The organism is Streptomyces aureoversilis (assembly GCF_042657885.1).
GTDB classification, from domain to species: Bacteria; Actinomycetota; Actinomycetes; order Streptomycetales; family Streptomycetaceae; genus Streptomyces; species Streptomyces aureoversilis.
The window spans coordinates 494,346-519,597 of sequence record NZ_JBHSKJ010000002.1 but is presented as its reverse complement, the minus strand read 5'-3'; the positions used below and the strand labels follow the sequence as shown (position 1 = coordinate 519,597).

The following is a 25,252-nucleotide window of genomic DNA, read 5'->3' as shown; positions in this document are numbered from 1 at the left end:
GGGGCGGTCGCCATTTCGGGCGCCGGGGCCCGCAGGGTCAGCGGGTGGTGTAGCCGCCGTTGATGAAGAGGGTCTGGCCGTTGAGCCACCAGCCGTCGGTGAGCAGGAACTTCACGTAGGGGGCGATGTCCTCGATCTTGGTGAGGTCGCCGTTCATGGACGAGGACTTGTGGTACGCGACGGAATCGTCGGTTTCGGCCGGGTAGAAGAACGGGGTGTCCATGGGGCCGGGGGCGATGTTGTTCACCGAGATGTTCCGGCCGAACAGTTCCTTGGAGAGGGCCCGGGTGAAGTGTTCGACGGGGGCCTTGCTGCCGGCGTAGACGGAGTAGAGGCCGGTGTAGGCGGCGAGCAGGGAGGTCACGATCGTGACGATGGCCCCGTCGCGCTCGATGCGCTTGGCGGCCTCGCGCATCATGAAGTACGCCGCCTTGGTGTTGACGGCGAACATCTTGTCGAACTCTTCCTCCGAGGTCTCGGTCATGGGCTTCTTGATGACCATGCCGGCCGTGTTGACCATGCAGTCGACCTTGCCGAACGTCCGCACCGCGGCGTCGAAGAGCTCCTCGACCTCGGCGACCTTCGTGAGGTCGCCCTGGTGGGCGAAGGCGTCGCCGCCGGCCTTCTTCACGTCCGCGACGGTCTGCTCCGCCTTGTCGCGGGAGGAATCGCTGTTGTAGTGGACGACGACCTTGGCGCCGTCCGGGGCGATCTCCCGGGCGACGAGGCCGCCGAGGTTCCTCGACGCGCCGCCGATGACGACGACCTTGTCCTTGAGCGTACGAGCAGGCATGGGCCTCTCCCAGTGACGACATGACGACCCTCTTGCCACGTTATGGGCAGGTTCAAGGGTTCGCATGCGGGCGGCCGGGAGAGGCCCGTGCCTTCCGTTCAGTGACCGTCAGCAGTGGGCTGCCAGGAGTTGGCTGCTAGTAGTTGGCGGCGTCGTGGATGAGGGAGCGCACGGCCCGGCACGTCGTGTCGGAGGGCGCGTGGACCCCGATGCGGACGGCGGTCGCCCGTATCCTGCGGTTGCTCGCCTGCTCCGGGCGGTACACCCCGCTGTGCAGCAGGGCGATGGCCAGGCGCATCGCCTTCAGCTGGCGGTTGTGCGCCTCGTACCAGCCGCGGGGGCGGCCCGCGGGCATCGGCTCCTTCGGCAGGGTGGCGAGGGCCGGAAGCTCCGGAGCCTCCGGAAGGTCGGGAAGAGTGGGTGCGGCAACGGCCATCGGCGTTCCTCCTGAGGGGTTCGTAACCTCTCTCGTCTGTCTTCGATTTTACTGCCCCCCACTGACAATCGCCCCAGCTCAGAAGGGATTTGAGCAGGGCAGGCGGTACGGTGTGGGGCATGGAGATCTGGATCAATCCCGCCTGTTCGAAGTGCCGCAGCGCCATCGGGCTGCTCGACGCCGAGGGCGCCGGCTACACCGTCCGCCGCTACCTCGAGGACGTCCCCGGGGAGGACGAGCTCCGCGCGCTGCTCGACCGCCTCGGCCTGGAGCCGTGGGACATCACGCGGACCCAGGAGGCCGCGGCGAAGGAGCTCGGCCTCAAGGACTGGCCGCGCGACGAGGGCGCACGCGAGCGGTGGATCGGCGCCCTCGCCGGGCACCCGAAGCTCATCCAGCGGCCGATCATCACGGCCGACGACGGGACGGCGGTGGTGGCCCGTACGGAGGAGGCCGTGCGGGAAGCGCTGTCCCGGTCGCAGGCCTCCGGCTGAGGCCGGGACCGCGGCCGGGGGCCGGGGCTCCACCGGGCGCCGTGCCGTCGCCGGCGGTATAACGGGTGGTGAGGCATGCCCCCACCCAGGAGGCGCCCGTGAAGCACATACCCGGGACCCGCCCCGGCTACCTGCCCATCGAGGACCACGGGATCATCGGCGACCTGCACACCGTCGCGCTCGTCGGCGTCGACGGCACGATCGACTGGTGCTGCCTGCCGCGCTTCGACGCGCCCTCCGTCTTCGGCTCCCTGCTCGACGCCGAGCGCGGCGGATCGTTCTCCGTCGCGGTCCGCGGCGCGGAACGCACCAAGCAGATGTACATGCCGGACTCGAACGTGCTGCTGACGCGCTTCCTCGGCCAGGAGTCCGTGGCCGAGCTGTACGACTTCATGGTCCCCGACCACCCCTCCTGCCCCTCCTCGGGCGTCCGCCAGATCGTCCGCCAGGTGAGGGTGCTGCGCGGCCGGGCCACGATCGACGTGTACTGCCGGCCCGCCTTCGACTACGGCCGGGCCCCGCACGAGACCGGCACCGTGGGCAACGCCGGAGTGATCTTCACCGGACCCGCCGGCTTCCTCGTGCTGCGCTCCTCCGTGCCCCTGACGCCCGACGGCGCGGCCGCCCGCGCGACGGTGACCCTGGAGCCCGGGCAGTCGCTGGAGCTCGCCGCGCAGTGGGACGGGGACGGGGCCGTACGGGAGGGCGTCCTGCGCCCGCTCGACGGTGCGGAGGCCGCCCGGCTGCTGGACAAGACGCTGCAGTACTGGGACGGCTGGCTGCGCCAGTCGCAGTACCGGGGCCGCTACCGCGAGGCGGTCGAGCGCTCGGCGCTGGCCCTGAAGCTGCTCGTCCACCAGCCGACCGGCGCCCTGGTCGCCGCGCCGACCACGTCCCTGCCCGAGGCGCCGGGCGGCGGCCGCAACTGGGACTACCGCTACACCTGGATCCGGGACGCCGCCTTCACCCTCTACGCGCTGATGCGGCTGGGCTTCACCGAGGAGGCCGCCGCCTTCATCGACTGGCTCCACCGGCGCTGCGTGCAGGCCCCGCCGGGCACCGGGCTGCAGGTGCTGTACGGCATCGACGGCCGCGCCGACCTGCCCGAGACCGTCCTGGACCACCTGTGCGGCTACCGCGGCGCGCGCCCGGTCCGCATCGGCAACGCCGCGGCCCGCCAGACCCAGCTCGACATCCACGGCGAGCTCATGGACTCCGTCTACCTGTACAACAAGCACGCCGAGCCCATCTCCTACGAGCTGTGGGAGGCGCTGGGCCGCCAGCTCGACTGGCTGCAGAAGAACTGGGAGGAGCCCGACGACGGGATCTGGGAGACCCGCGGCGGCCGGCGGCGCTTCACGTACTCCGCGCTGATGACCTGGGTCGCCTTCGAGCGGGCCATGCGCATCGCGCGGCACCGCGGCATGCCCGCCCCCGTCGAGCAGTGGCGGGACACCGCCGCGGCGGCCTACCGGTTCGTCCAGGACCGCTGCTGGTCGCCGGAGGACGGCGCCTACTGCCAGTACCCGGACTGCGGGACGCTCGACGCCTCGCTGCTGGTGATGCCGCTGGTGAAGTTCTCCGGGCCCAAGGACCCGCGGTTCCTGTCCACGGTGCGGCGGATCGAGGAGGAGCTGGTCAGCGACAGCCTCGTGCACCGCTACCGGACCGACGGCCGTGACGGCGGCGACGGGCTGGACGGCAGCGAGGGGACGTTCAACCTCTGCTCGTTCTGGTACGTGGAGGCGCTGGCCCGCTCCGGCCGGATCGGCGAGGCCCGCTACGTCTTCGAGAAGATGATCACGCACTCCAACCACCTCGGCCTCTACGCCGAGGAGATCGGGCCGGCGGGCGAGGCGCTCGGGAACTTCCCGCAGGCGTTCACCCACCTCGCCCTGATCAGCGCCGCGACGAACCTGGACCGAGCCCTCGCGGCACACCACGGCCCGGCGGCCCGGCACTGGCAGGCGGGCTGACGCCGGGCGCCGGCGCGTCACCTCAGCGGGAGCCCGAAGATCTCCTCCAGGCGCTTGACCGTCTCCGCCGGATCGCCGTCCAGGACGGTGGTCATGCCGAGGTCCTGGGCGGGCGGCAGGTTGCGGGCGGAGTCGTCGACGAAGACGCAGGTCTCGGCGGCCAGTTGCAGCTGCTTCAGGACCACCGGGTAGATCCCGGGGTCGGGCTTGCGGATCCCGTGCTGCCCGGACAGCACCACGGCGTCGTACAGGGTGTCGAAGCCGTAGCCCCGGTAGGGGTCGTAGGGGCCGGAGCCCAGGCTGTTGGAGAGGATGCCCACCTTCACGCCCGCGCGGCGGGCCGACTGGGCGGCCGCGAGCATCAGGGGCTCCGGCTTGAGGTCGGCCAGGACGCGGCCGATCAGGCCGGTGGGATCGACTCCGAGCAGGGCGGCGGTGCGCTCGTTCCACTCGGCCTGGCCGATCTCGCCGCGCTCCAGCCGGGCGTAGACCTCGCTCCCCTCCGGATCCGCCGAGATGACCTGGAGGAAGGCGTCGGGCGCGAGGCCTTCGCGCAGGCAGAAGGCCCGGGTGCACTCGGCGACCGGAGTGGTCAGGACCCCGCCGAAATCGAGAACGAGGCCCTGGCGCAGGGGCTGGGGCATGGGAACTCCTCACGGTGGGCCGGACAACCGCACCTCTTCCGAACTCATCTCTTCCAACGGATTCAACGACTCATGCGCGCGCACGACACGTGGCCCGGCACGAAGTCGTCGGCCCGCGTAAGGGAATTGATCACCTGAAGGGTGTCCGGAAGTAACCCGGGCTGATTTGATGTGGACGGCTCGTTCCCCAGCTCGCACTGGGGCACCTCGCGACCACGGTGCCCCCACCCCCCTCAGGGAGTTGCAGTGCCGATCCTCAAGCCCGCCCGCGCGGCCTCCGCGCTCGCGACCGCACTCGCCGCCGTCGCCCTCACCGCGGCCCTGCCGCAAACGGCCGCCCGGGCAAACGGTGCCGCCGCCGTACCGGAATTGAAGGTTCTGACGTACAACGTCTTTCTCATGAGCAAGAACCTCTATCCCAACTGGGGACAGGACCACCGCGCCAAGGAGATACCCGCGGCCGGTTTCTTCCAGGGCAATGACGTCGTCGTCCTGCAGGAGGCCTTCGACAACGGCGCCTCCGACGCGCTGAAGGCGAATGCGGCGGGCCGCTATCCGTACCAGACTCCGGTCGTCGGGCGCGGCAAGGACGGCTGGGACGCCACCGGCGGGAACTACTCGTCCACCACTCCGGAGGACGGCGGGGTGACCGTGCTCAGCAAGTGGCCGATCATCCGCAAGGAGCAGGTCATCTACCAGGACGCGTGCGGTGCGGACTGGTGGTCCAACAAGGGCTTCGCCTACGTGGTGCTGAACGTCAACGGCACGAAGGTGCACGTGGTCGGTACGCACGCGCAGTCGACCGACAGCGGATGCAAGGCGGGCGAGGCGGCCGCGGACCGGGCCAAGCAGTTCCGGCAGATCGACGCCTTCCTCGACGCGAAGAACATTCCCGCGGGCGAGCAGGTGATGGTGGCCGGCGACCTGAATGTGGACGCGCACGGGAGCGAATACACGGCCATGCTCGCGAACGCCGATCTCGCCCCGGCGGCGGAGCGCACCGGGCACCCGTACTCCTTCGACACGAAGGAGAACTCCATCGCCGCCTATCGCTACCCCACGGACGGGCGCGAGGACCTGGACCACGTCCTGCACCGCAATGGCCATGCCCGTCCGGGGAACTGGAAGAACACGGTGGTCAAGGAGGCCTCGGCGCCGTGGACCGTCTCCAGCTGGGGCAAGGAGTACACCTACACCGACCTCAGTGACCACTATCCGGTAATCGCCGGAAACTCCTGAACGGGACGGCCCGGCGCGGCCTAGGGTGACCGCATGGACGCACCCGAGTACCCGCCCAAACCCCGGCCCGGCGACCGCGTTGCGGTGATCTCACCGTCCTCGGGGCTGCCGGGCCTCTTCCCCGTCCCGTTCGAACTCGGGCTGCGGCGGCTGGAGTCGGAATTCGGGCTGCGCCCGGTGGAATATCCGACGACCCGGAAAATGGGGTCGGCCCCCGCCGAGCGGGCCGCCGATCTGCACGCGGCCTTCGCCGACCCGGGCATCACGGCGGTGTTCGCCAGTATCGGCGGCGACGACCAGATCACGGTGCTGCCGCTGCTGGACCGGGAGCTCGTGCGGGCGCACCCCAAGCCGTTCTTCGGGTACAGCGACAACACCGCGCTGCTGGCCTGGCTGAGTGCCACGGGGATCGTCGGGTACCACGGCTGCAGCGTGATGGCGGAGCTCGGCCGGCCCGGTTCGCTGCACCCGCGGACGGCGGCCTCGCTGCGGGCCGCGCTCTTCACCCCCGGGCCGTACGAGCTCACGGCGCCCGGCGCCTCGAACGACGTCGACCGCCCCTGGGACGACCCGAAGACCTTCGCGAGCGAGCCGGTGCTCGCGCCCTGCGACGAGTGGTCGTGGCGGAACGCGGGCCGCGCGGTGGAGGGCGTCGCGTGGGGCGGCAACATCGAGGTGCTGTCGTGGCTGCTGATGGCCGACCGGGAGATCGGGGCTCCCGAGGCGTACGAGGGCCGCGTGCTGTTCCTGGAGACCTCGGAGGAGCTGCCCTCCGCCGGGGATGTTTTTCGCATTCTTCGCAATATGGGCGAACGGGGACTGCTGCGGCAGTTCTCCGCGCTGCTGATGGGGCGGGCGAAGGCGTGGTCCTTCGACCGGCCCCTGAACCGCGAGGCCGGTGCCGCGTACCGGCGGGAGCAGCGGGAGGCGGTGGAGCGGGCGCTGGACACGTACGCGCCCGGGATGACGGCGGTGTTCGACGTGGACCTGGGGCACACCGATCCGCAGCTGGTGATCCCGTACGGGGGCGTGGTGCGGGTGGACGGGCCGGCGCGGCGGATCACGGTCACGTACTGACGGCCGTCCGGCCGCACCGCCCCGGCCCGGTCGCCGGGGCCGCGGCGCCCCGCACCGCGCCCCGCACCGCGCCCCGCACCGCTCCGCCATCCGGAGCCGATTGCTCCGTATTCGCCGGGGCGTTCACGGTGGTCCGCATCACGCCAGGATTGCGTATCCGCGGCCCCTCCGAGTCTGCTGTCCCGTCGCAGGTCATGCTTCAATAGGGGCATGGCCAGCTTCCAGAACACCGCGACGGGTCGCAGCGACCTCGAGCCCTTCTGGCCTTCCCGTCAGCACGACGACTTCGACCGAGTGTGTTGCCGCGCGACTTCCGCGCAGGCCCTCTCCTCCCGCTGACCCCCACGTCGAAGTCAGCCGCCGGTCCCCGGTTCCGGCCAACGGCCCCGCGCACACGCACGTCCCCTCGACGGTCTCTCGCGCGAAAGAGCTGAGCTCTCCATGACGAACCTCCGTACCCTGACCGTGCCCGCCCCGTCCGTCTCGGCCACCGCCACGGCCCCGTCCACCGCCGTGCACCCCGCCCACCCGTCCCATACCGCGCACCGCCACCGGCTCCGGGCCGTCGCCCCGGACGAGGTGCCGCCGGTCGCCGAGCTGCTGCACTCCGGTGCGGCCACCTGGATGCCGGCGCCGCAGCACACCCTGCCCACCCTGCCGGGCCAGCCGCCGATGATCGGCTACCTGGTGCTGGTGCCGGCCGAGCAGCAGCAGGCCCCCGAGGCCGCGCCCGCCGCCACCCACGGGGACGCCCTGGTGAGCATCGACCCGGAGCAGCGCACGGCCAGCGTGGCCGGGCGCCCGCTCGACCTCACGTACCTGGAGTTCGAGCTGCTGGCCCACCTCGTCGCGCACCCCCACCGGGTGCACACGCGCGACCAGTTGGTGACCACGGTGTGGGGTTACGGGCACGTGGGCGACGGCCGGACCGTGGACGTGCACGTGGCCCGCCTGCGCCGCAAGATGGGTGCCGAGCACCGCGCCTCGATCGTCACCGTCCGCCGCGTCGGCTACAAGTACGCGCCGCCGGTCGGCTACTGATCTTCCCCCCCCTCCCCCGGAACCGGGAGACCGAAGGCCGGATCCGAGGCCGGGTCCGAAACCGAGGCCCGGGGGGTGGGGCTAGCCACACCCCCCGCCGGGGCGGTGCCCCCAGTGACGATCATGCGGCGGCCGCCCAGACTGGTTCCCGGGCCCGGGAAACGGGCCCGGGAGCGCACGCGGGGGTACACCGGATGAAGATCAGCAACGCACTGCCGGCCGCTGCCCGCGGCCTGTGGCTGGCGGTCTTCGGCATGGCGGTGTCGATCGTGCTGTTCACGCTCACCGTGGTGTCGCTGGTCTTCACGGTGCTGGGGATCGGCCTGTTCACCACCCCCGTGGCGCTGGCGGGCGTACGGGCCCACGCGGCGCTGCGGCGCCGGCAGGCACGGGCGTGGGCGGACGTGGAGATCCCCGATCCGTACCGGCCGCTGCCCGCCCGGCGCCCCGGCCTCGCAGGCCGGGTGGAGCACTGCACGGCCCTGCTCAAGGACCCCGCCACCTGGCGCGACCTGCAGTGGCTGCTCGTGGACGCGACGGCGGGCGCCTTCCTGGCCCTCCTGCCGGCCACCCTCCTCCTCTACCTCCCCTGGGGCGTCGTGCTGGCGCTCGGCGTCTGGAAGCCGATCGTCCGGGCGGACGGCACCCAGTGGTACGCCTTCCTCCCGGTCACCGACCAGTTCACCGCCGACCTGGCGGCCGGCCTCGGCTGCGTCCTGGCCGTCCTGGCCCTCTTCGTCGGGCACCCGCTGCTGCGCCTGCACTTCCTGCTGGCCGGGCAGCTGCTCGCGCCGGGGGCGGCCACCCTCCGCGAGCGCGAGCTGGCGCGCCGCGTCGACCGGCTCACCGAGACCCGGCACGACGCCGTGGACGGCTCCGCCGCCGAGCTGCGGCGCATCGAGCGCGACCTGCACGACGGGGCGCAGGCCCGCCTGGTCGCGATGGGGATGAGCCTCGGCACCGTCGAGGCGCTGATCGAGACGGACCCGGCCCGCGCCAAGCAGCTCGTGGCCGCGACCCGCGCCGACTCGGCCGAGGCCCTCACCGAGCTGCGCGACCTGGTGCGCGGCATCCACCCGCCGGTGCTCGCGGAGCGCGGCCTGGGCGACGCCCTGCGGGCCCTCGCGCTGCGGATGCGGATGCCCGTCGAGGTGGACGTCGAGCTGGCGGGCCGGGCCGCGGAGCCCGTCGAGACGGCGGCGTACTTCGCGGTGAGCGAGGTGCTCACCAATGCCGCCAAGCACGCGGGTGCCCGGCAGGTGTGGGTCGACGTGCACCACGCCGAGGGCATGCTGCGGATAGCGGTCACCGACGACGGCCGCGGCGGGGCCGTCGCACCGGGCGGCGGCCCGGGCGCCCCGGGCGCGGCCGCGGGCTCCGGGCTCGCGGGCGTCGAGCGCCGCCTCGGCACGCTGGACGGGGTCCTGGCCGTCAGCAGCCCGGCCGGCGGCCCCACGATGGTGACGATGGAGATCCCCTGCGCCCTGCGGTGACGAGCCGCCGCGGGATCTGCCCGCACCCGGTTCCCGGACGGCCCCTGCGGGACCGGCGACGGCGGGGGCGAACCGCCCCTGCCCGCCGGGCCGTCGAGGGGCGCCCGCTCCCCCGCCGATGACGATGGAGTGCCCGTGCGCGTTGTGCTCGCCGAAGACCTGTTCCTGCTGAGGGACGGCCTGGTCCGGCTGCTGGAGGCGTACGGCTTCGAGATCGCCGCGGCCGTGGAGAGCGGCCCCGAGCTCTCCCGGGCCCTCGCCGGGCTGCGGCCGGACGTGGCGGTGGTGGACGTACGGCTGCCGCCGTCGTTCACCGACGAGGGCCTGCAGTGCGCCCTCGCGGCGCGGCGGGAGGTGCCGGGCCTGCCGGTGCTGGTGCTGTCCCAGCACGTGGAGCAGCTGTACGCGCGGGAGCTGCTCGCCGACGGCAGCGGCGGCGTCGGCTACCTGCTCAAGGACCGGGTCTTCGAGGCCGGCCAGTTCGTGGACGCGGTCCGCAGGGTCGCGGCGGGCGGCACCGCCATGGATCCGCAGGTCATCTCGCAGCTGCTGTCCCGGCGGGAGCAGGAACGCCCGATGGGCGGGCTGACGCCGCGCGAGCGCGAGGTGATCGAGCTGATGGCGCAGGGCCGGTCCAACGCGGCGATCGCCGTGCAGCTGCGGGTCACCGAGCGGGCGGTGGCGAAGCACACGTCGAACATCTTCGGCAAGCTCGGCCTGCCGCCGTCCGACGACGACAACCGCCGCGTCCTCGCGGTGCTGGCGTACCTCGACCGGGGTGATCCCGGCTGGGGCCGACCGGCCCACCGGCACCCCGGGCGGGGCTGAACTCCGAGCGCGTCCCGTTGCTCCCGCAGGGGACGGCGGTTAACGTGCGCCGCGCACGCGTCCGTTGTCGCATTCGGCACAGTGGGGAGCGCCATGACCGATCAGCCGGCCCTTCAGTCGACCGATCAGCCGAACCCGTCGAGACGCCTGCTGCTGGGGGCCGCCGGCGCGGTCGGGGCCGGAGCCGCCCTCGCCGCCCGCACACCCGCCCGGGCCGCCGCCCGCGCGCCCTTCGACACCGCCCCCGCGAAGGCGGCGCTCGTACGGCTGCTGGGCGGGCACGCGGAGCAGTTCCGGCTCGCCCCGCTCGCGGCCGCCGGGGACGGGGACCGGTTCGAGGTCACCGGCCGCACGGGGCGGATCGAGGTGGCCGGGACGAGCCCGGCGGTGCTGCTGACGGGCGTGCACTGGTACCTCAAGTACGTGTGCGGGGCGCACATCACCTGGAGCGCCCGCCACGTCGACCTGCCGCGCAGCCTGCCTGCCCCGGCCCGCCCGCTGAAACGATCCACCACCCTCCGGCACCGCTTCGCCCTCAACGACACCAACGACGGCTACACCTTCCCGTACGCCGACTGGGCCTACTGGGAGCGGATGATCGACGTCCTGGCCCTGCACGGCTGCAACGAGGTCCTGGTGATAAGCGGGCACGAGGCGGTCTACGAACGCGTCCTGCGCGACTTCGGCTACACCGACGCCGAGGCCCGCGGCTGGCTGCCCGCCCCCTCCCACCAGCCGTGGTGGCTGCTGCAGAACCTCAGTGGCTACGGCGGCCCGCTCAGCCGCAGGCTCATCGACGCGCGCGCCGCCCTCGGGGCCCGGATCACCGCCCGGCTGCGCGAGCTGGGCATGGCGCCCGTCCTGCCCGGCTACTACGGCTCCGTGCCCGAGGGCTTCGCCGCGCGCAACGCGGACGCACGCGTCGTCCCGCAGGGCATCTGGCACGGCTTCCGGCGACCGGACTGGCTCGACCCGCGCTCCGGCGCGTTCGCCGCCGTCGCCGCGTCCTTCTACCGCCACCAGGAACGCCTCCTCGGCCCCGCGCGGCACTTCAAGATGGACCTGCTGCACGAGGGCGGCGCCGCGGGCGACGTGCCCGTCGCGGCCGCCGCCCGCGCCGTCGAGAGGGCCCTGCGCACCGCGCACCCCGAGGCGACCTGGGTGATCCTCGGCTGGGAGGACAACCCGCTGCCCGAGCTGCTCGGCGCCGTCGACCGGCAGCGGATGCTGATCGTCGACGGCATCTCCGACCGCTTCAAGGGCGTCACCGACCGCGAGAAGGACTGGGGCGGCACCCCGTACGCCTTCGGCAGCATCCCGAACTTCGGCGGGCGGACCACGATCGGCGCCAAGACGCACGTGTGGGACGAGAAGTTCTTCGCGTGGCGCGACAAGCCCGGCAGCGCCCTGGCCGGCACGGCGTTCATGCCGGAGGGCGCCGACCGCGACCCCGCCGCCTTCGAGTACTTCTCCGAGCTGGCCTGGCTGGAGCGGGCGCCCGACCGGGCACAGTGGTTCGCCGCGTACGCCGCCTTCCGCTACGGCCGTGCGGACAAGGCGGCGCAGGAGGCGTGGGCCGTACTGGGCGACACCGCCTACCGGCAGAGCGCGCCCGGACGCAGCGACCCGCACGACAGCCTCTTCGCCGCCCGCCCTTCCCTCGGCGCCGACCGCGCCGCCGAGTACGCGCCGAACGCCCCGTCCTACGACCCGGCCCGCTTCGACACCGTCCTCACCTCGCTGCTCGGCGTCGCCGCCGGCCCGCGCGGCACCGACACCTACCGCCACGACCTGGTCGACGTGGCCCGGCAGGCCGTCGCCCACCGCAGCCGGCAGCTCCTCCCCCAGCTCAAGGAGGCGTACGCGCGCAAGGACCTGACCGCCTTCCGCGCCCTGTCCGCGCTGTGGCTGAGGCTGATGCGGCTCGCCGACGACATCGCGGGGACGCACAAGGCGTTCCTGCTCGGCCCCTGGACCGCGGCCGCCCGGGCCATGGGCACCGACCCCGGCGAGGCCGCCGAGCTGGAGCGCACCGCGCGCGTCCTCGTCACCGTGTGGGGCGGGCGCGGCACCTCCGACGGCGGAAAGCTGCACGACTACGCGAGCCGCGACTGGCACGGCCTCGTCGGCGACTTCTACCTGCCGCGGTGGCGCCGCTGGCTGGAGGAGCTGGAGGACGCCCTGCGGGCGGGGCGGGCGCCGCGGGCCGTCGACTGGTACGCCATGGAGGAGTCCTGGACGCGCGAGCGCACCGAGCACGCGCAGCGGCCGGTGGGCGACCCGTACCGCACGGCGGTGCGGGTACGGGACACGCTGGCGGCCGCGCCCTACCAGGGGGCGCTCGCGGCCGCCCTGGAGCCGGCGGCCGTCGCGCCGGGCGGCACGGCGGTGCTCACCGTCTCCCTCGCCAACGTCAACGGCTTCCGCGCCACCGGCCCCGTCGCCCTCGCCGTCTCCGGCCTCGCGGCCGCCGCGCAGGGCCCCACGTCGCTGCCGCGCCTGGACCCCGGGGCCACCGGCTCGGCCCGCTGGCGCGTCACCGCCCCCGCCGCCCCGCTGGAGCGGCCGCTGCAGCCCCTGCCGTACGAGGTGAGCGCGTGCTACGGGCCGCAGGGCGAGGAGCCGGTGCGGGCCGTGCGCTCCGGGACGCTCTTCCTGGCCGGGCCCCTGGCCCCCGGGTGGCGGACGTTCACCAACAACGGCGCCGTCTTCGGCCAGTTGGGCGCGGACCGCTTCGCGATCGACGGCTCGGGCGACGACCTGTGGAGACGGACCGAGGAATTCGGTGCGGTGTACCGGGCGGGCGCCCTGGCGGCCGGCGCGGCCGCCCGGGTGCGCGTCCTCAGCCAGACGGACACGGGAAGCTGGGCGCGTACGGGCATCCTCGTGCGCAACGCCCTCGGCACGCCGTGGTCGGCGGGGGCCGTGAACCTGGCGGTGACGCCGGGGCAGGGCGTCGTGCTGTCCTACGACGCCGACGGTGACGGCACGTTCGAGACCTACCGCCAGGTGAAGGGCGTCCGCGCCCCGGTCTCCCTGCGCCTCACCCGCACCGGGAGCGGCACGTTCGACGCGGAGTACGCCACGGACGGCGAGACGTGGCTCCCGGTCGCCACGGCGACGGTGCGGGGTGCTGCCGCGTGGCAGGACGTGGGGTTGTTCCTGACGGCGGGCAACGACGGCAGCGGGGCGCGGGGGACCGCGCAGTTCGCGGACTGGGCGGTGGACGCGTAGGCCGGTCCGGCACCGCCGGATGCCGCCGTCGTGGTGGAGCGCCGTTGCGGCGGGAATCCTCCTGCCTGCGGCAAGTACCCCCGCACGGCTCTGGCCCGGGCCGCGTTCCCGGGTGACCATGGGCCGGTGATTTCCTTGCCCCGCATGTCTCAGGTACGCCTCGCGCCCGTCTACGTCGGCGGGCTGCTCGCCGGTTCGTACGCCGTGCACCGGATGCTCACGCCCGCCGCGCGCGAGCGCGTCCTGCGCCGGTGTTCGACCAATGTCGACAATCTCGACGCCGGGCGCTGGGACACCCTGGCGACCAGCGCGCTCCTGACCGAGGGGCCGCTGGAACTGCCCTACGCGCTGCTGCTCCTGGCGGTGCTCGGGTACACGGAGTACGCGTACGGCGCCTGGTGGGCGGCGGGCTCGTTCGTCCTCGGGCACGTGGGCGCGTCGCTCCTGGTCTACCGGGGGCTGCGCGCCGTGCGCGCCCCCGCGCGCACGCGGTCCGCGACCGACGTCGGCCCGAGCTACGGGTATTACGCCGCCCTCGGCACGCTGGGCGCACTCCTCCCTCGGGGCGCGGCCCGCACGGGCGCGTACGCGGCCCTCCTGGCCCTCTGCGCCCGCCCCCTCCTGCACCGCCGCCCGGCCTTCACGGACGCGGGGCACCTGGCGGCCCTGGGCCTGGGAATCGGCCTGGGGCTGGGGTGCGAGCGCGGGCTCGCTCTCCGTTCGGCACAATAACGATAGATAAACGGTAGATATCTGATCAATATCAGACACGCTGTGCGCTACAGACACAGGAGACGCCCGCATGCCGCAGTTCGACGCCTCGACGATCATCAACCTCCGGGACCTCGGAGGCATCGCGCTGGCCGGCGACTCCGCCGTCCGCCCCGGCCTGCTGCTGCGCTCCGGCCAGCTCGACCGGCTCGACCCCGCCGCGGACCCGGCGGTCGCCGCCCTCGGCATCCACACGGTCGTGGACCTGCGTACCGAGCACGAGCGCGAGGAGCGGCCCGACCAGGTGCCGGACGGCGCCCGGCTGATCGTCGCGGACGTCATGGCCGACAGCGCGGCGGCCCGCGCGGCCGCCGGCGACGACGTGCCGGCCAGGCTCGACTCCGTGCTGGGCAATCCCGCGATCGCCGAGGAGCACCTGGGCAACGGCAAGGCCGAGAAGCTGCTGTGCGAGTCGTACCGTGCCTTCGTCTCCTCCGAGTCCGCCTGCTCCGCCTACGGCCGCCTGCTGTCCGCGCTCGCCGAGCCGGACTGCGGCCCGCTGCTCTTCCACTGCACGGCGGGCAAGGACCGCACCGGCTGGGCCGCCGCCGTGATCCTGCTGCTCCTGGGCGCGGACGAGGAGGCGGTCCGCGCCGAGTACCTCGCGGTGAACCCGGCCGTGCGCACCGCCTTCACCCCCCTCATCGACCGCTTCACGACGGCGGGCGGCGACCCGGAGATCGCCGACGCGATCCTGGGCGTGCGCTCCGCCTACCTCACGGCGGCGCTGGAGGAGATGGACCGCGCCTACGGCGGGGTGGAGGCCTACGTCCGCGACGGCCTCGGCCTCCCCGACGACGCCGTCGACCGCATCCGCGCGCGCTGCATCGCCTGACGCAGCAGCACCGGGGGCCCCACCCAAGGGTGAGGTGACCATCTCACCATTCACTCGTTCTACGGATCGTGGAGCAGCAAGCAACAGCCCCCCGCCCCCTCCCCTCCCCCGTCGACGTCGAGCAGGCCGAGGCCGCGCTCATCGAGCACTACCCGCGCCTGGTGCGCCTCGGGTATCTCGTCCTGCCGCCGTCGCTGGGCCGCAACCGCCGTGTGCTGACCGCGCACGCCCTCGCCCAGCGGGCCCTGCCGCGCAACCGCGTCGCGGCGGGCGAGCAGTCCGGTCTGCCGGTGCCGCCGCCGCGCGGCCCCGACGGCTCCCCCGCCGACCCCGGCTACGCCTATGTACGGCTGCGGGTCCTGCGGGCGGCACTGGAGGCCGGCCGGCCGCGCGGGCGCTGGCAGTTGCCGCGCCCCGGCCAGCTGCCTCCGCTGCTGCCGCAGGTGTGGGGCCTGCGGCTGTTCCCCCGCTCGGGCGGGGCCGACGAGCTCGCGCTGGACCAGGCCCTGTCCGCCCTGTCGGGCCCCGGCCGCGCGGCGTACGTCCTGCGCGCCCTGGAGCTGCCCGCCGACCGTGACGTCCGCCAGGTGCTGGCGGCGGCGGGGGTGGAGGATCCCGGGGCCGCCGTCCTCGAAGCGGACGGGCTGCGCGCCCCCGCCGGCAGCCGGGACGCCTCGCTGCTGGAGTCGATGGAGTTCGACCCCTGTTCCCTGCAGGCCCGCCCGACGGACCTGATGCGCCGCCGCCAGCACACCCGGGCAGCCCTCGCGGCCCTGGCGGCGGCCGCCGTGTGCGGGATGCTCCTGGCACTGCCGGGCGACGGCTGGGGCCCCGACGGGGCGGCCGCCCCGCCCTACGCACAGAACGCCGCGGCGCAACAGGCCCTCGACCCCGCCAAGTTGACGAAGGCCGCGCCGGGCGCCTGGAAGACCGCCGACCGCCCCGGCTTCGCCGCCTGGCCCGCCCGCGGCGACCGCCTCGGCGACCGCGAGCTGCTGCACCGCGCCCTCGCCGTGTGGGCGCGGCCCGGCCGCTCGGTCCGGGTGACGGCCACGCCCGGCACCCCGTCGGGGCCGGCCGCGGGCCCGCCCCAGCTGCTGTACGCGGGCGAGGTCGGCCAGGCCGCGGTCGTCCTGCTCCACGACGGGCTGCGCGTCGTGCGCTACGCCGAGTCGAAGAGCGGCGGCGGGGCCGCCGCCCTGGACTTCGCCCGGACCGACGCCGCGGACGCCGACACCGCGACGGCCGTCGTCGTGGGCCGCGCCGACAACAACGTCCGCTACCTGACCGCCCCTTGGGTCGACGAGGTCTCCGTGCGCGACCTCCTCAAGCCCGGCGAGGCGCCGATCCCGCTCCGCCGCGGCGCCGACGGCGTCACGGACCCGACGCCCAGCCCCGCCCCCACCAGCGACTGCCACGGCTGGCCCGCCCTGCAGCTGGGCGGCCGCCTCGTCACCGACCTGGGCGAGCTGACGCCCGCGCGCCTGACCACCGGCACCCCCGCCGCCCCGCGCGACGTCAGCGACCGGGCCCGGGCCGGCTGGGCCCACGCCGCCTGCCACCTGCAGACCATGCGGGGCCAGGGCGTGCGCGCGGTCAACGCCTGGCCGTACGCGGTGCAGCAGCTGCCCGGCGGCGCCGGCAGCGCCGAGTGGACGTGCGCCAGGGCCGAGACCTGGCGGGGTGCGGGCAGCCGGGCACTGGGACTGTTCCAGGTGCCGGGCGCGCGGACCGCGGCGCCGAGCACCGTCGTCGCCCGCGCCGAGGACACCCCCGCCTGCGGCGCCCGCGACCCGCACGTCCTCGCGGGCGTCCTGTGGAAGTCGGCCGCGGGCACGTGGTACGCCCTGGCGGCGGCAGGAGGCGGCGACGTCCAGTCGGTCACGGCCTCGGGCGGGGTCCGCGGCAGCGCCCCCGGCGACCGGCTGGCGGTTCCGGCCAGGGCCGGGGCCCAGGCCGAGCTGAGCGCGCGCCTCGCCGACGGACGGCGGATTTCCACTCTGCGATAGCGGCGCTCCAGTAGCTGAAATGGAGTCAGCAGGCCGGAAACCAGAGGAGAATGACGGTTTCCGGTCTGCCCTAAGATGACCGCCATGAAGACCGGGATACGTCGCAGGATGGGTGTCGAGCAGCGCCGTGAGCAGCTGATCTCGGTCGCGCTCGAGCTGTTCGGGCACCGTTCCCCGGACGACGTCTCCATCGACGAGATAGCAGCCGCGGCCGGGATCTCCCGGCCGCTCGTCTATCACTACTTCCCCGGGAAGCAGAGCCTCTACGAGGCCGCGCTCGGCCGCGCCGCGCAGGAGCTGTCGGCCCTCTTCGAAGAGCCCCGCGAGGGCCCCCTCGGCGCCCGCCTGCTGCGGGTGATGGGCCGCTTCTTCGACTACGTGGAGGAGCACGGCACGGGCTTCGCGGCCCTCATGCGCGGCGGCCCCGCGGCGGGGTCCGGCAGGACGTGCGCCATGATCGACGGGGTGCGGCGGGCCGCGTACGCCCAGATGCTCGACCACCTGGGCATCCCCGCCCCCGGGCCGCGCCTGGACCTCGCCCTCCGGTCCTGGATCTCGCTCACCGAGACCACGGCCCTGCTCTGGCTCGACGGCCGCCGCATCCCGCGCGGCGAGCTGGAGCTGCAACTCGTCCACGCCTTCGCGGCGCTCGCGGCCGTCAGCGCCGCCCACGACGACGACATGGCGGCCGTCCTGCACCGCATCGTCGAGGACGAGCCGGTCCACGGGCCGTTCTCCGACCTCGTGAACCGGCTCGGCGGGGTGGCGCCCCGGCCCCAGCCCCAGCCGTCCTGACCTGCCGTCCTGACCTGCCGTCCTGACCCTCCGTCCCGACCCGCTAGCCGGCCCTGAAGACGGCGACGGTCCGGGCCGGGACGGTGAAGGTGCCCGTCGCGGGTGCGCAGGCAGCGGCCTTGACGGTCTCGTCCGCTCCGGCCGCCTGCACCGGGTGCAGGGCGCAGGGCCGCCCGGCGAGGGCCGCGATGTGCTGGTCCTGCCGCTGCGGAGTGGCGTTGAGGACGACGACCAGGCCGCCCAGGCGCATCGTGACGACGCCGGGCGTCTCGTCCGGGCCGGACAGCGGGAAGGACAGGGCCTCCTGGACGGCCCCGGCGGTCGCCAGGCCGAAGGCCTTCTCGGTCGTACGGATCCGCAGCAGGTCGCGGTAGGCGGCGGAGGCCGCCTCGACGGGGCCGCAGCCGGCCTTCAGCGCCGGGTCGGCGAGGAGCGGCCGGGCGTGGTCCCACTTGGAGGCGTTGTCGCGCGCCGGGGGCAGGCCGCGGCCGAAGCCGTTGCCGGCGGCGCAGTTCCACTGGATGGCGTTGAACCAGTCGCCGCTGTCGTAGGAGTTGCGGTCCAGCGACTTCGAGCGGAGCCGGTCCGTGCCGGCCTGGGAGAGCGCCGGGCCCTGGGACAGCGCGGCCGTGGCCATCGCGAGGACCTGCATGCGCGCCCGGTCGGCGGGCGACGTGCCCTGCGGGAGCTTGAAGGCGAGCGCGTCGTAGAGGGTTTCGTTGTCGTGGGCGTCGGCGTAGGCGAGGGCGTCCCCGGGGGCGGCGGCGTAGCCGGCCGGCGAGCCGTTGTAGTCGACGTCGGCGCCGCTGACGCTGCGGCCGGCGGAGTCGGTGAAGCGGTAGCCGGCGAGGTTGCCCGTCAGGCCGACCTTGATGAGGTCCTGCGCGTGCAGGAGCCGGGCGCGCTGCTCCGCCGGGGTGCCCTGCGGGGCGCCGTTGGGGTCGGTGAACAGCCCGGAGGCGAAGCCCTGGACGCGGGGGTCGGCGTCGAAGGGGCCGCCGCCGCGGACGGCGTCGCGGGCCCGGTCGGAGAAGGTGGCGATGCCCGTGCCGGCCATGTTCTTCTGCGTGGCCTGGACGAAGCGCGCGTCGTTCGCGGCCTCGCCGAAGTTCCAGCCCTCGCCGTAGAGGATCACGGACTTGCCGTCGACGCCGTCCCGGGCCGGGGTCAGGGCGTCGAGGGCCTTGCGCACGGCCAGGACGTTCGCCTTGGGGTGGTGGCCCATGAGGTCGAACCGGAAGCCGTCGACCTTGTACTCCTTCGCCCACGTGACCACGGAGTCCACGACGAGCTTGCCCATCATGGCGTGCTCGGGGGCGGTGCCCGCGCAGCAGGTGGAGGTCGCGACGCCGCCGTCGTCCAGGAGGCGCTGGTAGTAGCCGGGCACGATGCGGTCGAGGACGGACTTGTCGTCCTGGCCGGAGGCGGCGGTGTGGTTGTAGACGACGTCCATGACGGTCCGCAGCCCGGCACCGGCCAGCCCCTGGACCATCCGCCGGAACTCGAGGGTGCGGCCGGGACCGTCCGGGTCGGAGGCGTAGGAGCCCTCGGGGACGGTGTAGTGCAGCGGGTCGTAGCCCCAGTTGTACGCGTCGCGGGCGGCGGCCTTGCCGGTGCAGTCCTGCTGGCGGTCCGAGTCGGCCGGGAGCGCGGCGAGGTCGCAGGGCGGGGTCGCCTGGTCGGCGCGCCGCTCGGGGACGGTCGCGAAGTCGAAGGCCGGGAGGAGGTGGACGTAGGAGGTGCCGGCGCCGGCGAGCGACGTCAGGTGCCTCATGCCGGGCGAGGACCGGTCGGTGAAGGCGAGGTAGTCGCCCTTCGGGGAGAAGTCCCGGATGTGCAGTTCCTGGATCTGCGCGTCGCGCAGCGGAACGGCCTTCGGCTTGCGCAGGCCGCGCCAGCCCGCCGGGGCCAGGGCCGGGTCCGCGAGGTCGGTGACGAGGCTGCGGGCCGAGTCGGCGGTCAGGGCGGTGGAGTACGGGTCCGTGACGCGGTTGGTGACCACCTTGCCGGCGGCCGGGGCGTGGACGGTGACGGCGTAGCGGTACGGCTTGCCGGTCCAGTCGCGGCTGCCTGTGGCGCTCCAGACGCCGCTGTTGTCGTCGCGGTGCATCGGCACGGTGCGGCCGTCGAGTTCGAGCGCCACCCGGCGGGCCGTGGGGGCCCAGACGGAGAGCGTGGGGCGGCCGTCGCGGAAGGACGGGCCGAGGGCCGCCTTGCCGGCGGCGGACGCGTACAGGTCGTCGAGCACGCCGGGTATCTGGACGCCGGTGGCGACGTCGCCGGCGACGGCCGTGAGGGCGCCCTTGAGCGCGGCCTTCTCCTGGCCGGGGGTCGCGCTGACGCGGTAGGCGTCGTATCCGGCGAGGTGGGGGTACTTCGCCCGCTGGGCGGGGGTGAGGCCGCCGGGGGTTGCCGTCAGCTCGAAGCTGCCTCTGTCGTGCAGGAGGTGGTGGGGGCGGGCCGGGTCGCCCAGGCCCTTGGGCCAGGCGAGTGTGGTGCGGTCGATCCACTGGACCTTTGCCCCTGTCGGGGGTGGGGTGGCGGCGGTGGCCGTGCCGCCGCCGGCGAGTGGCACGAGGGCACCTATGGCTGCTGCCAATGCGGCCAGTCGTTTCACGGAGAGCTGCTCCTTCGCCTGAGGTCAAAGATGGAGGTCTCCCCTGACCCGCCCCTTCCCGTAACCGGGGGCAAGCCCCCGGACCCCCGTATCGCGCTGAACGCGCTCGTCCTCAAGCGCCGGACGGGCTGATTGGTGGCCGGGAAGGGGCGGGTAGGGGAAAAATCAACCGCACGTACGCGCCCCGGCATGCAACGCCAGCGCCGTGTTGGACGCCACGGTCGCCGTGAAGCGGCCGTTCGCGTCCACCGTCACCCGTCGCCCGCTCTGCACGTCGCAGTAGTCACCCCCGGGAAGCCCCGTCTCGAAGGTGCGCGTCAGCGCGGACTTCTCGTGGTTGACCACCACGTAGCCCTTGTCGCCGCGCCCGAACGCGACGGCCTGGTACCCGTTGTCCCACCAGTTGCCGACCGCCGTGCCCCGCACGGCATTGCGGAAGCCCACCATGCTCCGGATCTCCGGCCACTTGTGCTGGCACTTCCAGCCGTCCTGCCAGCAGGCCCCCACCGCACCGCCGTTCGGCGGCCCCGCGTCGCGGTCGGTGAATTCGTAGCCGGAGTGGACGTCGGGTGAGCCGTAGGGCCAGGCGAGCATGAAGACGTTGGCGAGGGTGTAGTCGGCGCCGTCCTTGTAGCTGAGGGTGTCGCCGCCGCGTTCGGTGTCGTGGTTGTCGACGAAGACGGACGCCTGCCCGCCGGGGAGGTAGCCCCAGCCTTCGCCGTAGTTCTTGAGGTAGGCCAGCCGTTCGTGCCGGAAGACCCGCTTGAGGTCGCGCGCGTAGCGGAACTCCTGGGCGTCGCCGGTGCCGAGGTACTCCTCGGGCCGGACGGCTTCGCCCTCGCCGTGGATGGTCTCGTGCTTCCAGTGGACATCGGTCCGGCTCAGCCGGGACTTGATGTCCGCGAGGTCCGCCGCGGGGACGTGCTTGGCGGCGTCGATGCGGAAGCCGTCGACGCCGAGCGACAGCAGGTCGTTCAGGTACCGGGCGATGCGCCCGCGCACGTGCTCCTCGCCCGTGTCCAGGTCGGCGAGGCCGACGAGTTCGCAGTCCTGGACGTTGCGCCGGTCGCGGTAGTCGCTGACGACGGCCGTGCAGTCGTCCATGTCCTGGCGCTGGTACGTACCGGGGTAGTCGTACTTCGTATACGCGGAGCCGCCGGTTCCGGTGCCGGATCCGGCCGCCATGTGGTTGACGACGGCGTCGACGACGACCTTGACGCCCGCGTTATGGCATGAATTCACCATGTTCGCGAAGGCGGACCTGTCCCCGAGCCGGCCCGCGATCGCGTAGCTCACCGGCTGGTACGAGGTCCACCACTGCGGTCCCTGCACGTGTTCCTGCGGCGGGGAGACCTGGACGTAGCCGTAACCGGCCGGGCCGAGGGCGTCCTTGCACTCCTTCGCGACCGCGTCGTACTTCCACTCGAAGAGGACGGCCGTGACGTCCTTGCCGCCGGGCGCGGCGGCCTCCGCCCGGGGGGCACAGACCGTGACGGCGGCCGCCAGGGCAAAAGCCGCAGAAAGGGTTCTTTGGGCTGTCGCAGGCATGCGGAGCTCCTGGGGGTGGGGGATGTGCAGCAATGAAGGTTCTTGCGCAAGCCGTTCGCAAGCCATCCGGAACCTGCTGCGCACGAGACCGTACGAGCCGGGTAACGGCCGGTCAACCCCTAGGACACGAGACGGTTACCACCGAGAAATCTCGCCGTTTCGTTCTTGCAAACCCTTTCGCAAGAGATTGCAGCCTGTTACGTTCCTCCACAGCTCGGGGCCGCCCGCGACGGTCGGCCTCCTTCATGAGGAGATCCATATGCGAAGAGGCATATCGGTCGCTGCCGTCGTCGGTGTGCTGGCTCTCACCGCGACCGCGTGCGGCGGTGACGGCGGGGGCGGGAACGACGGCGCCAAGGCGGCGAGCGACCCGGGCAGTGTGAGCGGCACGGTGACCTGGTGGGACACCTCGGACGCCACCAACGAGGCACCCGCGTTCAAGAAGCTGGTCTCGGCGTTCGAGCAGAAGTACCCGAAGATCAAGGTCGAGTACGTCAACGTGCCGTTCGACCAGGCCCAGCAGAAGTTCAAGACCTCCGCCGCCACCGGCAAGGGCGCCCCGGACGTGCTGCGCTCCGACGTCGGCTGGACGCCCGGCTTCGCCCAGCTCGGCTACCTCAAGGACCTCACCGGCACGCCGGCGCTCGACAAGCCCGAGGACTTCCTGGAGGGCCCGCTGAAGAACGCGGCGTACCAGGGCAAGACGTACGGCGTCCCGCAGGTCACCGACACCCTCGGACTGCTCTACAACAAGGAGCTGTTCCAGAAGGCGGGCGTCGACAAGCCCCCGGCCACCTGGCAGGAGGTCAAGGACGCCGCCCTGAAGATCAAGGAGAAGACGGGCGCCGAGGGCATCGGCCTCAGCCCCGACAGCTACTACTCGCTGCCCTTCCTCTACGGCGAGAAGAGCGACATGGTCGACGTCGCCAAGAAGAAGATCACCATCTCCTCGGCCGCGTCCCGCAAGGGCATCGAGACGGCCGTCGACCTGGTGAAGTCCGGCGCCGCGCCCAAGCCGGCCGGCACCGACGGCTACAACGCCCTCAAGACGGACTTCAAGAACGGCAAGCTGGCGATGCTGCTCGACGGTCCCTGGGCGACCAAGGAGATCTTCGGCGGCGACGCGTACAAGTCCAAGGACAACCTGGGCATCTCGGCCGTCCCGGCCGGTTCCACGGGCACCGCGGGCGCGCCGGTCGGCGGCCACAACCTGGTGGTCTATGCCGGCTCGAAGAACTTCGACGCCTCCTACCTCTTCACGCGCTTCATGACCGACGCCGCGCAGCAGGAGCAGGTCTCGACCGGCGTGGGCGTGCTGCCGACGCGCAAGTCCGCCTACACCAAGGACGTCCTGGCCGACCCGGTGCGCAGCGCGTACCACCAGGCGCTGTCGAAGGCCCACCCGCGGCCCGCGATTCCGCAGGGCGGCGACCTGTTCACGGACTGGCTCCAGCACTACACGAAGATCCTCACGCTCAAGGAGGAGCCGAAGGAAGGGCTGGACGCCACGGCCAAGGCCTGGCAGTCCGCGCTCCTCAAGGACTACGGCATCGAGGAGTAGGGCCTGATGGCCACTGTCGTCACCAGGGTCCGGCGCTCCTTCGGCACCCACTGGTACGCGTGGGCGATGGTGCTTCCCGTCGTAATCGTCCTCGCGGTCCTCGTCGGCTACCCGCTGGGCAAGGGCGTCTACCTGTCCTTCACCGATGCCAACGAGGCGAACGTCGCGCGCACCATCGGGGTCAACCACATCGAGGCGACCTACCGGTCGGTCGGCCTGGACAACTACTGGAAGGTGCTCTCCGGGCAGGAGGGACACTTCTACTCCCGCCTCGGCTGGACGGTGGTGTGGACCGCGTCGTGCGTGTTCCTGCACTACACGCTCGGCCTCGGGCTCGCCCTCCTGCTCAACCGGCCGATGCGGTTCCGGGCGCTGTACCGGGTGCTGCTGATCCTGCCGTGGGCGGTGCCGGCCTTCGTCGCCACCTTCTCCTGGCGGCTGATGTTCAACGAGAAGTACGGCGTGCTCAACGTCTTCCTGACGAAGCTGGGCATGGACCCGGTGGACTGGCTGGGCGACGCGACGCTGCAGAAGGTGTCGGCGGTGGCGGTGAACGTCTGGCTGGGCGTGCCGTTCATGATGGTCGCGATCCTGGGCGGGCTGCAGTCCATCCCGCGGGAGCTGCACGAGGCCGCGGAGATGGACGGCGCCACCCCCTGGCAGCGCTTCCGGCACGTGACGCTGCCGGGGCTGAAGTCGGTGAGCGGGACGGTGATCCTGCTCGGCGTGATCTGGACGTTCAACATGTTCCAGGTCATCTACCTGCTGATCGGGCAGGGCGCGAGCTCCGAGAGCGAGATCCTCGTGACGTACGCCTACCGGCTCGCCTTCCAGGGCGTCCGCGACTACGCGGGCTCGGCCACGTACGGCATCCTCATCCTCTCGCTGCTGCTGGTCTTCGCCGTCTTCTACCGCCGGATGCTCACCCGACAGGAGGCCGTGCGATGAGCACCGCCCAGCCCGTACGCCCCCTCCGGCACCGCCCGCGCGAGCAGCGCTCGCGCACGGCGTCGGCCGCGCTGCACACGGCGCTGGCCGCCGCGAGCCTGGTGTCGGTCTTCCCGGTCGCCTTCATCGTCTTCGTCTCGCTGCGGGGGCGCGACGGCTGGCAGGAGCCCGCGCGGTTCGTGGGCTTCGACGTCTCCAACTACAGCCACATCCTCGGCGAGACGAAGTTCCTGACGTGGTTCGGCAATTCGGTGATCGTGGCGCTGGGGGCGACCGTCCTCGGCGTGCTCATCGCGGCGACCGCCGGCTACGCCGTCTCGCGGATGCGCTTCCCCGGTCACCGGCCGCTGATGTGGACCTTCCTGGTCGTTCAGATGTTCCCGATGGCGGTGCTGATCGTGCCGCTGTACAACATTCTCGGTGAGCTGGAACTCCTGGACTCCTACACCGGGCTGATCGTGACGTACTGCTCGATCTCCGTGCCGTTCTGCGCGTGGATGCTCAAGGGGTACTTCGACACCGTCCCCGTCGAGATCGACGAGGCGGGGCGGGTGGACGGGCTGACCCCCTTCGGGACGTTCTGGCGGCTCATCGTGCCGCTCGCCCGCCCGGGCCTGGCCGTGACCGGCTTCTACTCCTTCATCACCGCCTGGGGCGAGGTCGCCTTCGCCACCCAGTTCATGAGCAGCGAGGAGCACTACACCCTCGCCGTGGGCCTGCAGACGTTCGTCGGCCAGCAGAAGGCCGAGTGGGGCCTGATGACGGCCGCGGCCGTGCTGATCACGGTCCCGGCGGCCCTGGTGTTCTTCGTCGCCCAGCGGCACCTGGTGGCCGGCCTGACCGCGGGCGGCACCAAGGGCTGACCGCCACCGGCACCCGCTGACCTTGTCCGCCCGCCGTCGTTGACCCGTTG

General features: G+C 72.9%; 18 protein-coding genes and 2 pseudogenes. 15 read left to right on the top strand and 5 right to left on the bottom strand.

The window, feature by feature from the left end; all coding sequences use genetic code 11:
- Window positions 1-37: 37 nt before the first annotated feature.
- Both ACFPP6_RS05185 and ACFPP6_RS05180 read right to left on the bottom strand, forming a co-directional pair.
- The gene (locus ACFPP6_RS05185) at window positions 38-793 is read right to left on the bottom strand and encodes an SDR family oxidoreductase (protein ID WP_382037625.1); all 756 of its coding nucleotides are present in this window, start codon (window positions 791-793) and stop codon (window positions 38-40) included.
- A gap of 136 nt (window positions 794-929) precedes the next feature.
- Complete coding sequence (locus ACFPP6_RS05180) at window positions 930-1,229, bottom strand: hypothetical protein (protein ID WP_382037624.1); 300 nt, start codon at window positions 1,227-1,229, stop codon at window positions 930-932.
- A 119-nt stretch (window positions 1,230-1,348) separates the two neighbouring features.
- Here ACFPP6_RS05180 and ACFPP6_RS05175 point away from each other — a divergent pair, with 119 nt between their 5' ends.
- Both ACFPP6_RS05175 and ACFPP6_RS05170 read left to right on the top strand, forming a co-directional pair.
- Window positions 1,349-1,723, top strand: a complete 375-nt coding sequence (locus tag ACFPP6_RS05175; protein ID WP_382037622.1) for an arsenate reductase family protein — start codon at window positions 1,349-1,351, stop codon at window positions 1,721-1,723.
- A 107-nt stretch (window positions 1,724-1,830) separates the two neighbouring features.
- Window positions 1,831-3,699 carry a glycoside hydrolase family 15 protein gene (locus ACFPP6_RS05170; RefSeq protein ID WP_382037731.1) on the top strand — a complete coding sequence of 623 codons (1,869 nt, stop codon included), beginning with the start codon at window positions 1,831-1,833 and terminating at the stop codon, window positions 3,697-3,699.
- Window positions 3,700-3,716: 17 nt separating this feature from the next.
- Here the strand turns inward: ACFPP6_RS05170 and ACFPP6_RS05165 are convergent, their stop codons facing one another.
- Window positions 3,717-4,343 (bottom strand): HAD family hydrolase, encoded by a 627-nt coding sequence (locus tag ACFPP6_RS05165; protein ID WP_382037620.1) that lies wholly within the window; start codon window positions 4,341-4,343, stop codon window positions 3,717-3,719.
- Between the two features lie 246 nt (window positions 4,344-4,589).
- On the opposite strand from ACFPP6_RS05165, the gene sph reads away from it, so the two are divergent.
- The 10 genes from sph (at window position 4,590) to ACFPP6_RS05115 (ending at window position 17,665) form a co-directional block, all read left to right on the top strand.
- On the top strand, window positions 4,590-5,582 hold the full coding sequence (gene sph / locus ACFPP6_RS05160; protein WP_382037619.1) for a sphingomyelin phosphodiesterase: 993 nt from the start codon (window positions 4,590-4,592) through the stop codon (window positions 5,580-5,582).
- A 33-nt stretch (window positions 5,583-5,615) separates the two neighbouring features.
- Window positions 5,616-6,659: a S66 family peptidase gene (locus tag ACFPP6_RS05155; protein WP_382037617.1), complete on the top strand. Its 1,044-nt coding sequence runs from the start codon at window positions 5,616-5,618 to the stop codon at window positions 6,657-6,659.
- 441 nt (window positions 6,660-7,100) lie between these two features.
- On the top strand, window positions 7,101-7,700 hold the full coding sequence (locus ACFPP6_RS05150; protein WP_382037615.1) for a winged helix-turn-helix domain-containing protein: 600 nt from the start codon (window positions 7,101-7,103) through the stop codon (window positions 7,698-7,700).
- Window positions 7,701-7,894: 194 nt separating this feature from the next.
- Window positions 7,895-9,193: a sensor histidine kinase gene (locus ACFPP6_RS05145; protein WP_382037613.1), complete on the top strand. Its 1,299-nt coding sequence runs from the start codon at window positions 7,895-7,897 to the stop codon at window positions 9,191-9,193.
- Window positions 9,194-9,328: 135 nt separating this feature from the next.
- The gene (locus ACFPP6_RS05140; RefSeq protein WP_382037611.1) at window positions 9,329-10,021 is read left to right on the top strand and encodes a response regulator transcription factor; all 693 of its coding nucleotides are present in this window, start codon (window positions 9,329-9,331) and stop codon (window positions 10,019-10,021) included.
- 93 nt (window positions 10,022-10,114) lie between these two features.
- Window positions 10,115-13,255 carry an alpha-N-acetylglucosaminidase gene (locus tag ACFPP6_RS05135; protein WP_382037610.1) on the top strand — a complete coding sequence of 1,047 codons (3,141 nt, stop codon included), beginning with the start codon at window positions 10,115-10,117 and terminating at the stop codon, window positions 13,253-13,255.
- A gap of 144 nt (window positions 13,256-13,399) precedes the next feature.
- Complete coding sequence (locus ACFPP6_RS05130) at window positions 13,400-13,987, top strand: rhomboid-like protein (RefSeq protein WP_382037609.1); 588 nt, start codon at window positions 13,400-13,402, stop codon at window positions 13,985-13,987.
- Between the two features lie 70 nt (window positions 13,988-14,057).
- Window positions 14,058-14,861: a tyrosine-protein phosphatase gene (locus ACFPP6_RS05125; protein WP_382037607.1), complete on the top strand. Its 804-nt coding sequence runs from the start codon at window positions 14,058-14,060 to the stop codon at window positions 14,859-14,861.
- Window positions 14,862-14,929: 68 nt separating this feature from the next.
- Window positions 14,930-16,870 (top strand): hypothetical protein, encoded by a 1,941-nt coding sequence (locus ACFPP6_RS05120; protein WP_382037606.1) that lies wholly within the window; start codon window positions 14,930-14,932, stop codon window positions 16,868-16,870.
- A gap of 84 nt (window positions 16,871-16,954) precedes the next feature.
- Window positions 16,955-17,665, top strand: a complete 711-nt coding sequence (locus ACFPP6_RS05115; protein ID WP_382037605.1) for a TetR/AcrR family transcriptional regulator — start codon at window positions 16,955-16,957, stop codon at window positions 17,663-17,665.
- Window positions 17,666-17,708: 43 nt separating this feature from the next.
- On the opposite strand, the pseudogene pulA reads toward ACFPP6_RS05115, so the two are convergent.
- Window positions 17,709-20,264 (bottom strand): annotated as a pseudogene (pulA, locus tag ACFPP6_RS05110) (pullulanase-type alpha-1,6-glucosidase); the annotation flags it as partial.
- Window positions 20,265-20,450: 186 nt separating this feature from the next.
- A pseudogene (locus tag ACFPP6_RS05105) lies at window positions 20,451-21,830 on the bottom strand (alpha-amylase); the annotation flags it as partial.
- A 259-nt stretch (window positions 21,831-22,089) separates the two neighbouring features.
- On the opposite strand from ACFPP6_RS05105, the gene ACFPP6_RS05100 reads away from it, so the two are divergent.
- Genes ACFPP6_RS05100 through ACFPP6_RS05090 form a run of 3 tightly spaced genes read left to right on the top strand, consistent with a single transcriptional unit; the run spans window position 22,090 to window position 25,202 of the window.
- Window positions 22,090-23,391: an extracellular solute-binding protein gene (locus ACFPP6_RS05100; RefSeq protein ID WP_382037603.1), complete on the top strand. Its 1,302-nt coding sequence runs from the start codon at window positions 22,090-22,092 to the stop codon at window positions 23,389-23,391.
- A gap of 6 nt (window positions 23,392-23,397) precedes the next feature.
- Window positions 23,398-24,339, top strand: a complete 942-nt coding sequence (locus tag ACFPP6_RS05095; protein ID WP_382037601.1) for a carbohydrate ABC transporter permease — start codon at window positions 23,398-23,400, stop codon at window positions 24,337-24,339.
- Complete coding sequence (locus tag ACFPP6_RS05090; protein ID WP_382037599.1) at window positions 24,336-25,202, top strand: sugar ABC transporter permease; 867 nt, start codon at window positions 24,336-24,338, stop codon at window positions 25,200-25,202. The genes ACFPP6_RS05095 and ACFPP6_RS05090 overlap by 4 nt, the downstream gene beginning before the upstream one ends.
- Window positions 25,203-25,252: the final 50 nt, after the last annotated feature.

Bases quoted from the DNA above. Each gene is read 5' to 3' on its own strand.
- ACFPP6_RS05155 (WP_382037617.1), top strand. From the start codon at position 5,616: ATGGACGCACCCGAGTACCCGCCCAAACCCCGGCCCGGCGACCGCGTT.
- ACFPP6_RS05145 (WP_382037613.1), top strand. From the start codon at position 7,895: ATGAAGATCAGCAACGCACTGCCGGCCGCTGCCCGCGGCCTGTGGCTG.
- ACFPP6_RS05135 (WP_382037610.1), top strand. From the start codon at position 10,115: ATGACCGATCAGCCGGCCCTTCAGTCGACCGATCAGCCGAACCCGTCG.
- ACFPP6_RS05180 (WP_382037624.1), bottom strand. From the start codon at position 1,229: ATGGCCGTTGCCGCACCCACTCTTCCCGACCTTCCGGAGGCTCCGGAG.
- ACFPP6_RS05115 (WP_382037605.1), top strand. From the start codon at position 16,955: ATGAAGACCGGGATACGTCGCAGGATGGGTGTCGAGCAGCGCCGTGAG.
- ACFPP6_RS05090 (WP_382037599.1), top strand. From the start codon at position 24,336: ATGAGCACCGCCCAGCCCGTACGCCCCCTCCGGCACCGCCCGCGCGAG.
- ACFPP6_RS05150 (WP_382037615.1), top strand. From the start codon at position 7,101: ATGACGAACCTCCGTACCCTGACCGTGCCCGCCCCGTCCGTCTCGGCC.
- ACFPP6_RS05130 (WP_382037609.1), top strand. From the start codon at position 13,400: ATGTCTCAGGTACGCCTCGCGCCCGTCTACGTCGGCGGGCTGCTCGCC.
- ACFPP6_RS05100 (WP_382037603.1), top strand. From the start codon at position 22,090: ATGCGAAGAGGCATATCGGTCGCTGCCGTCGTCGGTGTGCTGGCTCTC.
- ACFPP6_RS05165 (WP_382037620.1), bottom strand. From the start codon at position 4,343: ATGCCCCAGCCCCTGCGCCAGGGCCTCGTTCTCGATTTCGGCGGGGTC.
- ACFPP6_RS05095 (WP_382037601.1), top strand. From the start codon at position 23,398: ATGGCCACTGTCGTCACCAGGGTCCGGCGCTCCTTCGGCACCCACTGG.
- ACFPP6_RS05185 (WP_382037625.1), bottom strand. From the start codon at position 793: ATGCCTGCTCGTACGCTCAAGGACAAGGTCGTCGTCATCGGCGGCGCG.
- ACFPP6_RS05125 (WP_382037607.1), top strand. From the start codon at position 14,058: ATGCCGCAGTTCGACGCCTCGACGATCATCAACCTCCGGGACCTCGGA.
- ACFPP6_RS05175 (WP_382037622.1), top strand. From the start codon at position 1,349: ATGGAGATCTGGATCAATCCCGCCTGTTCGAAGTGCCGCAGCGCCATC.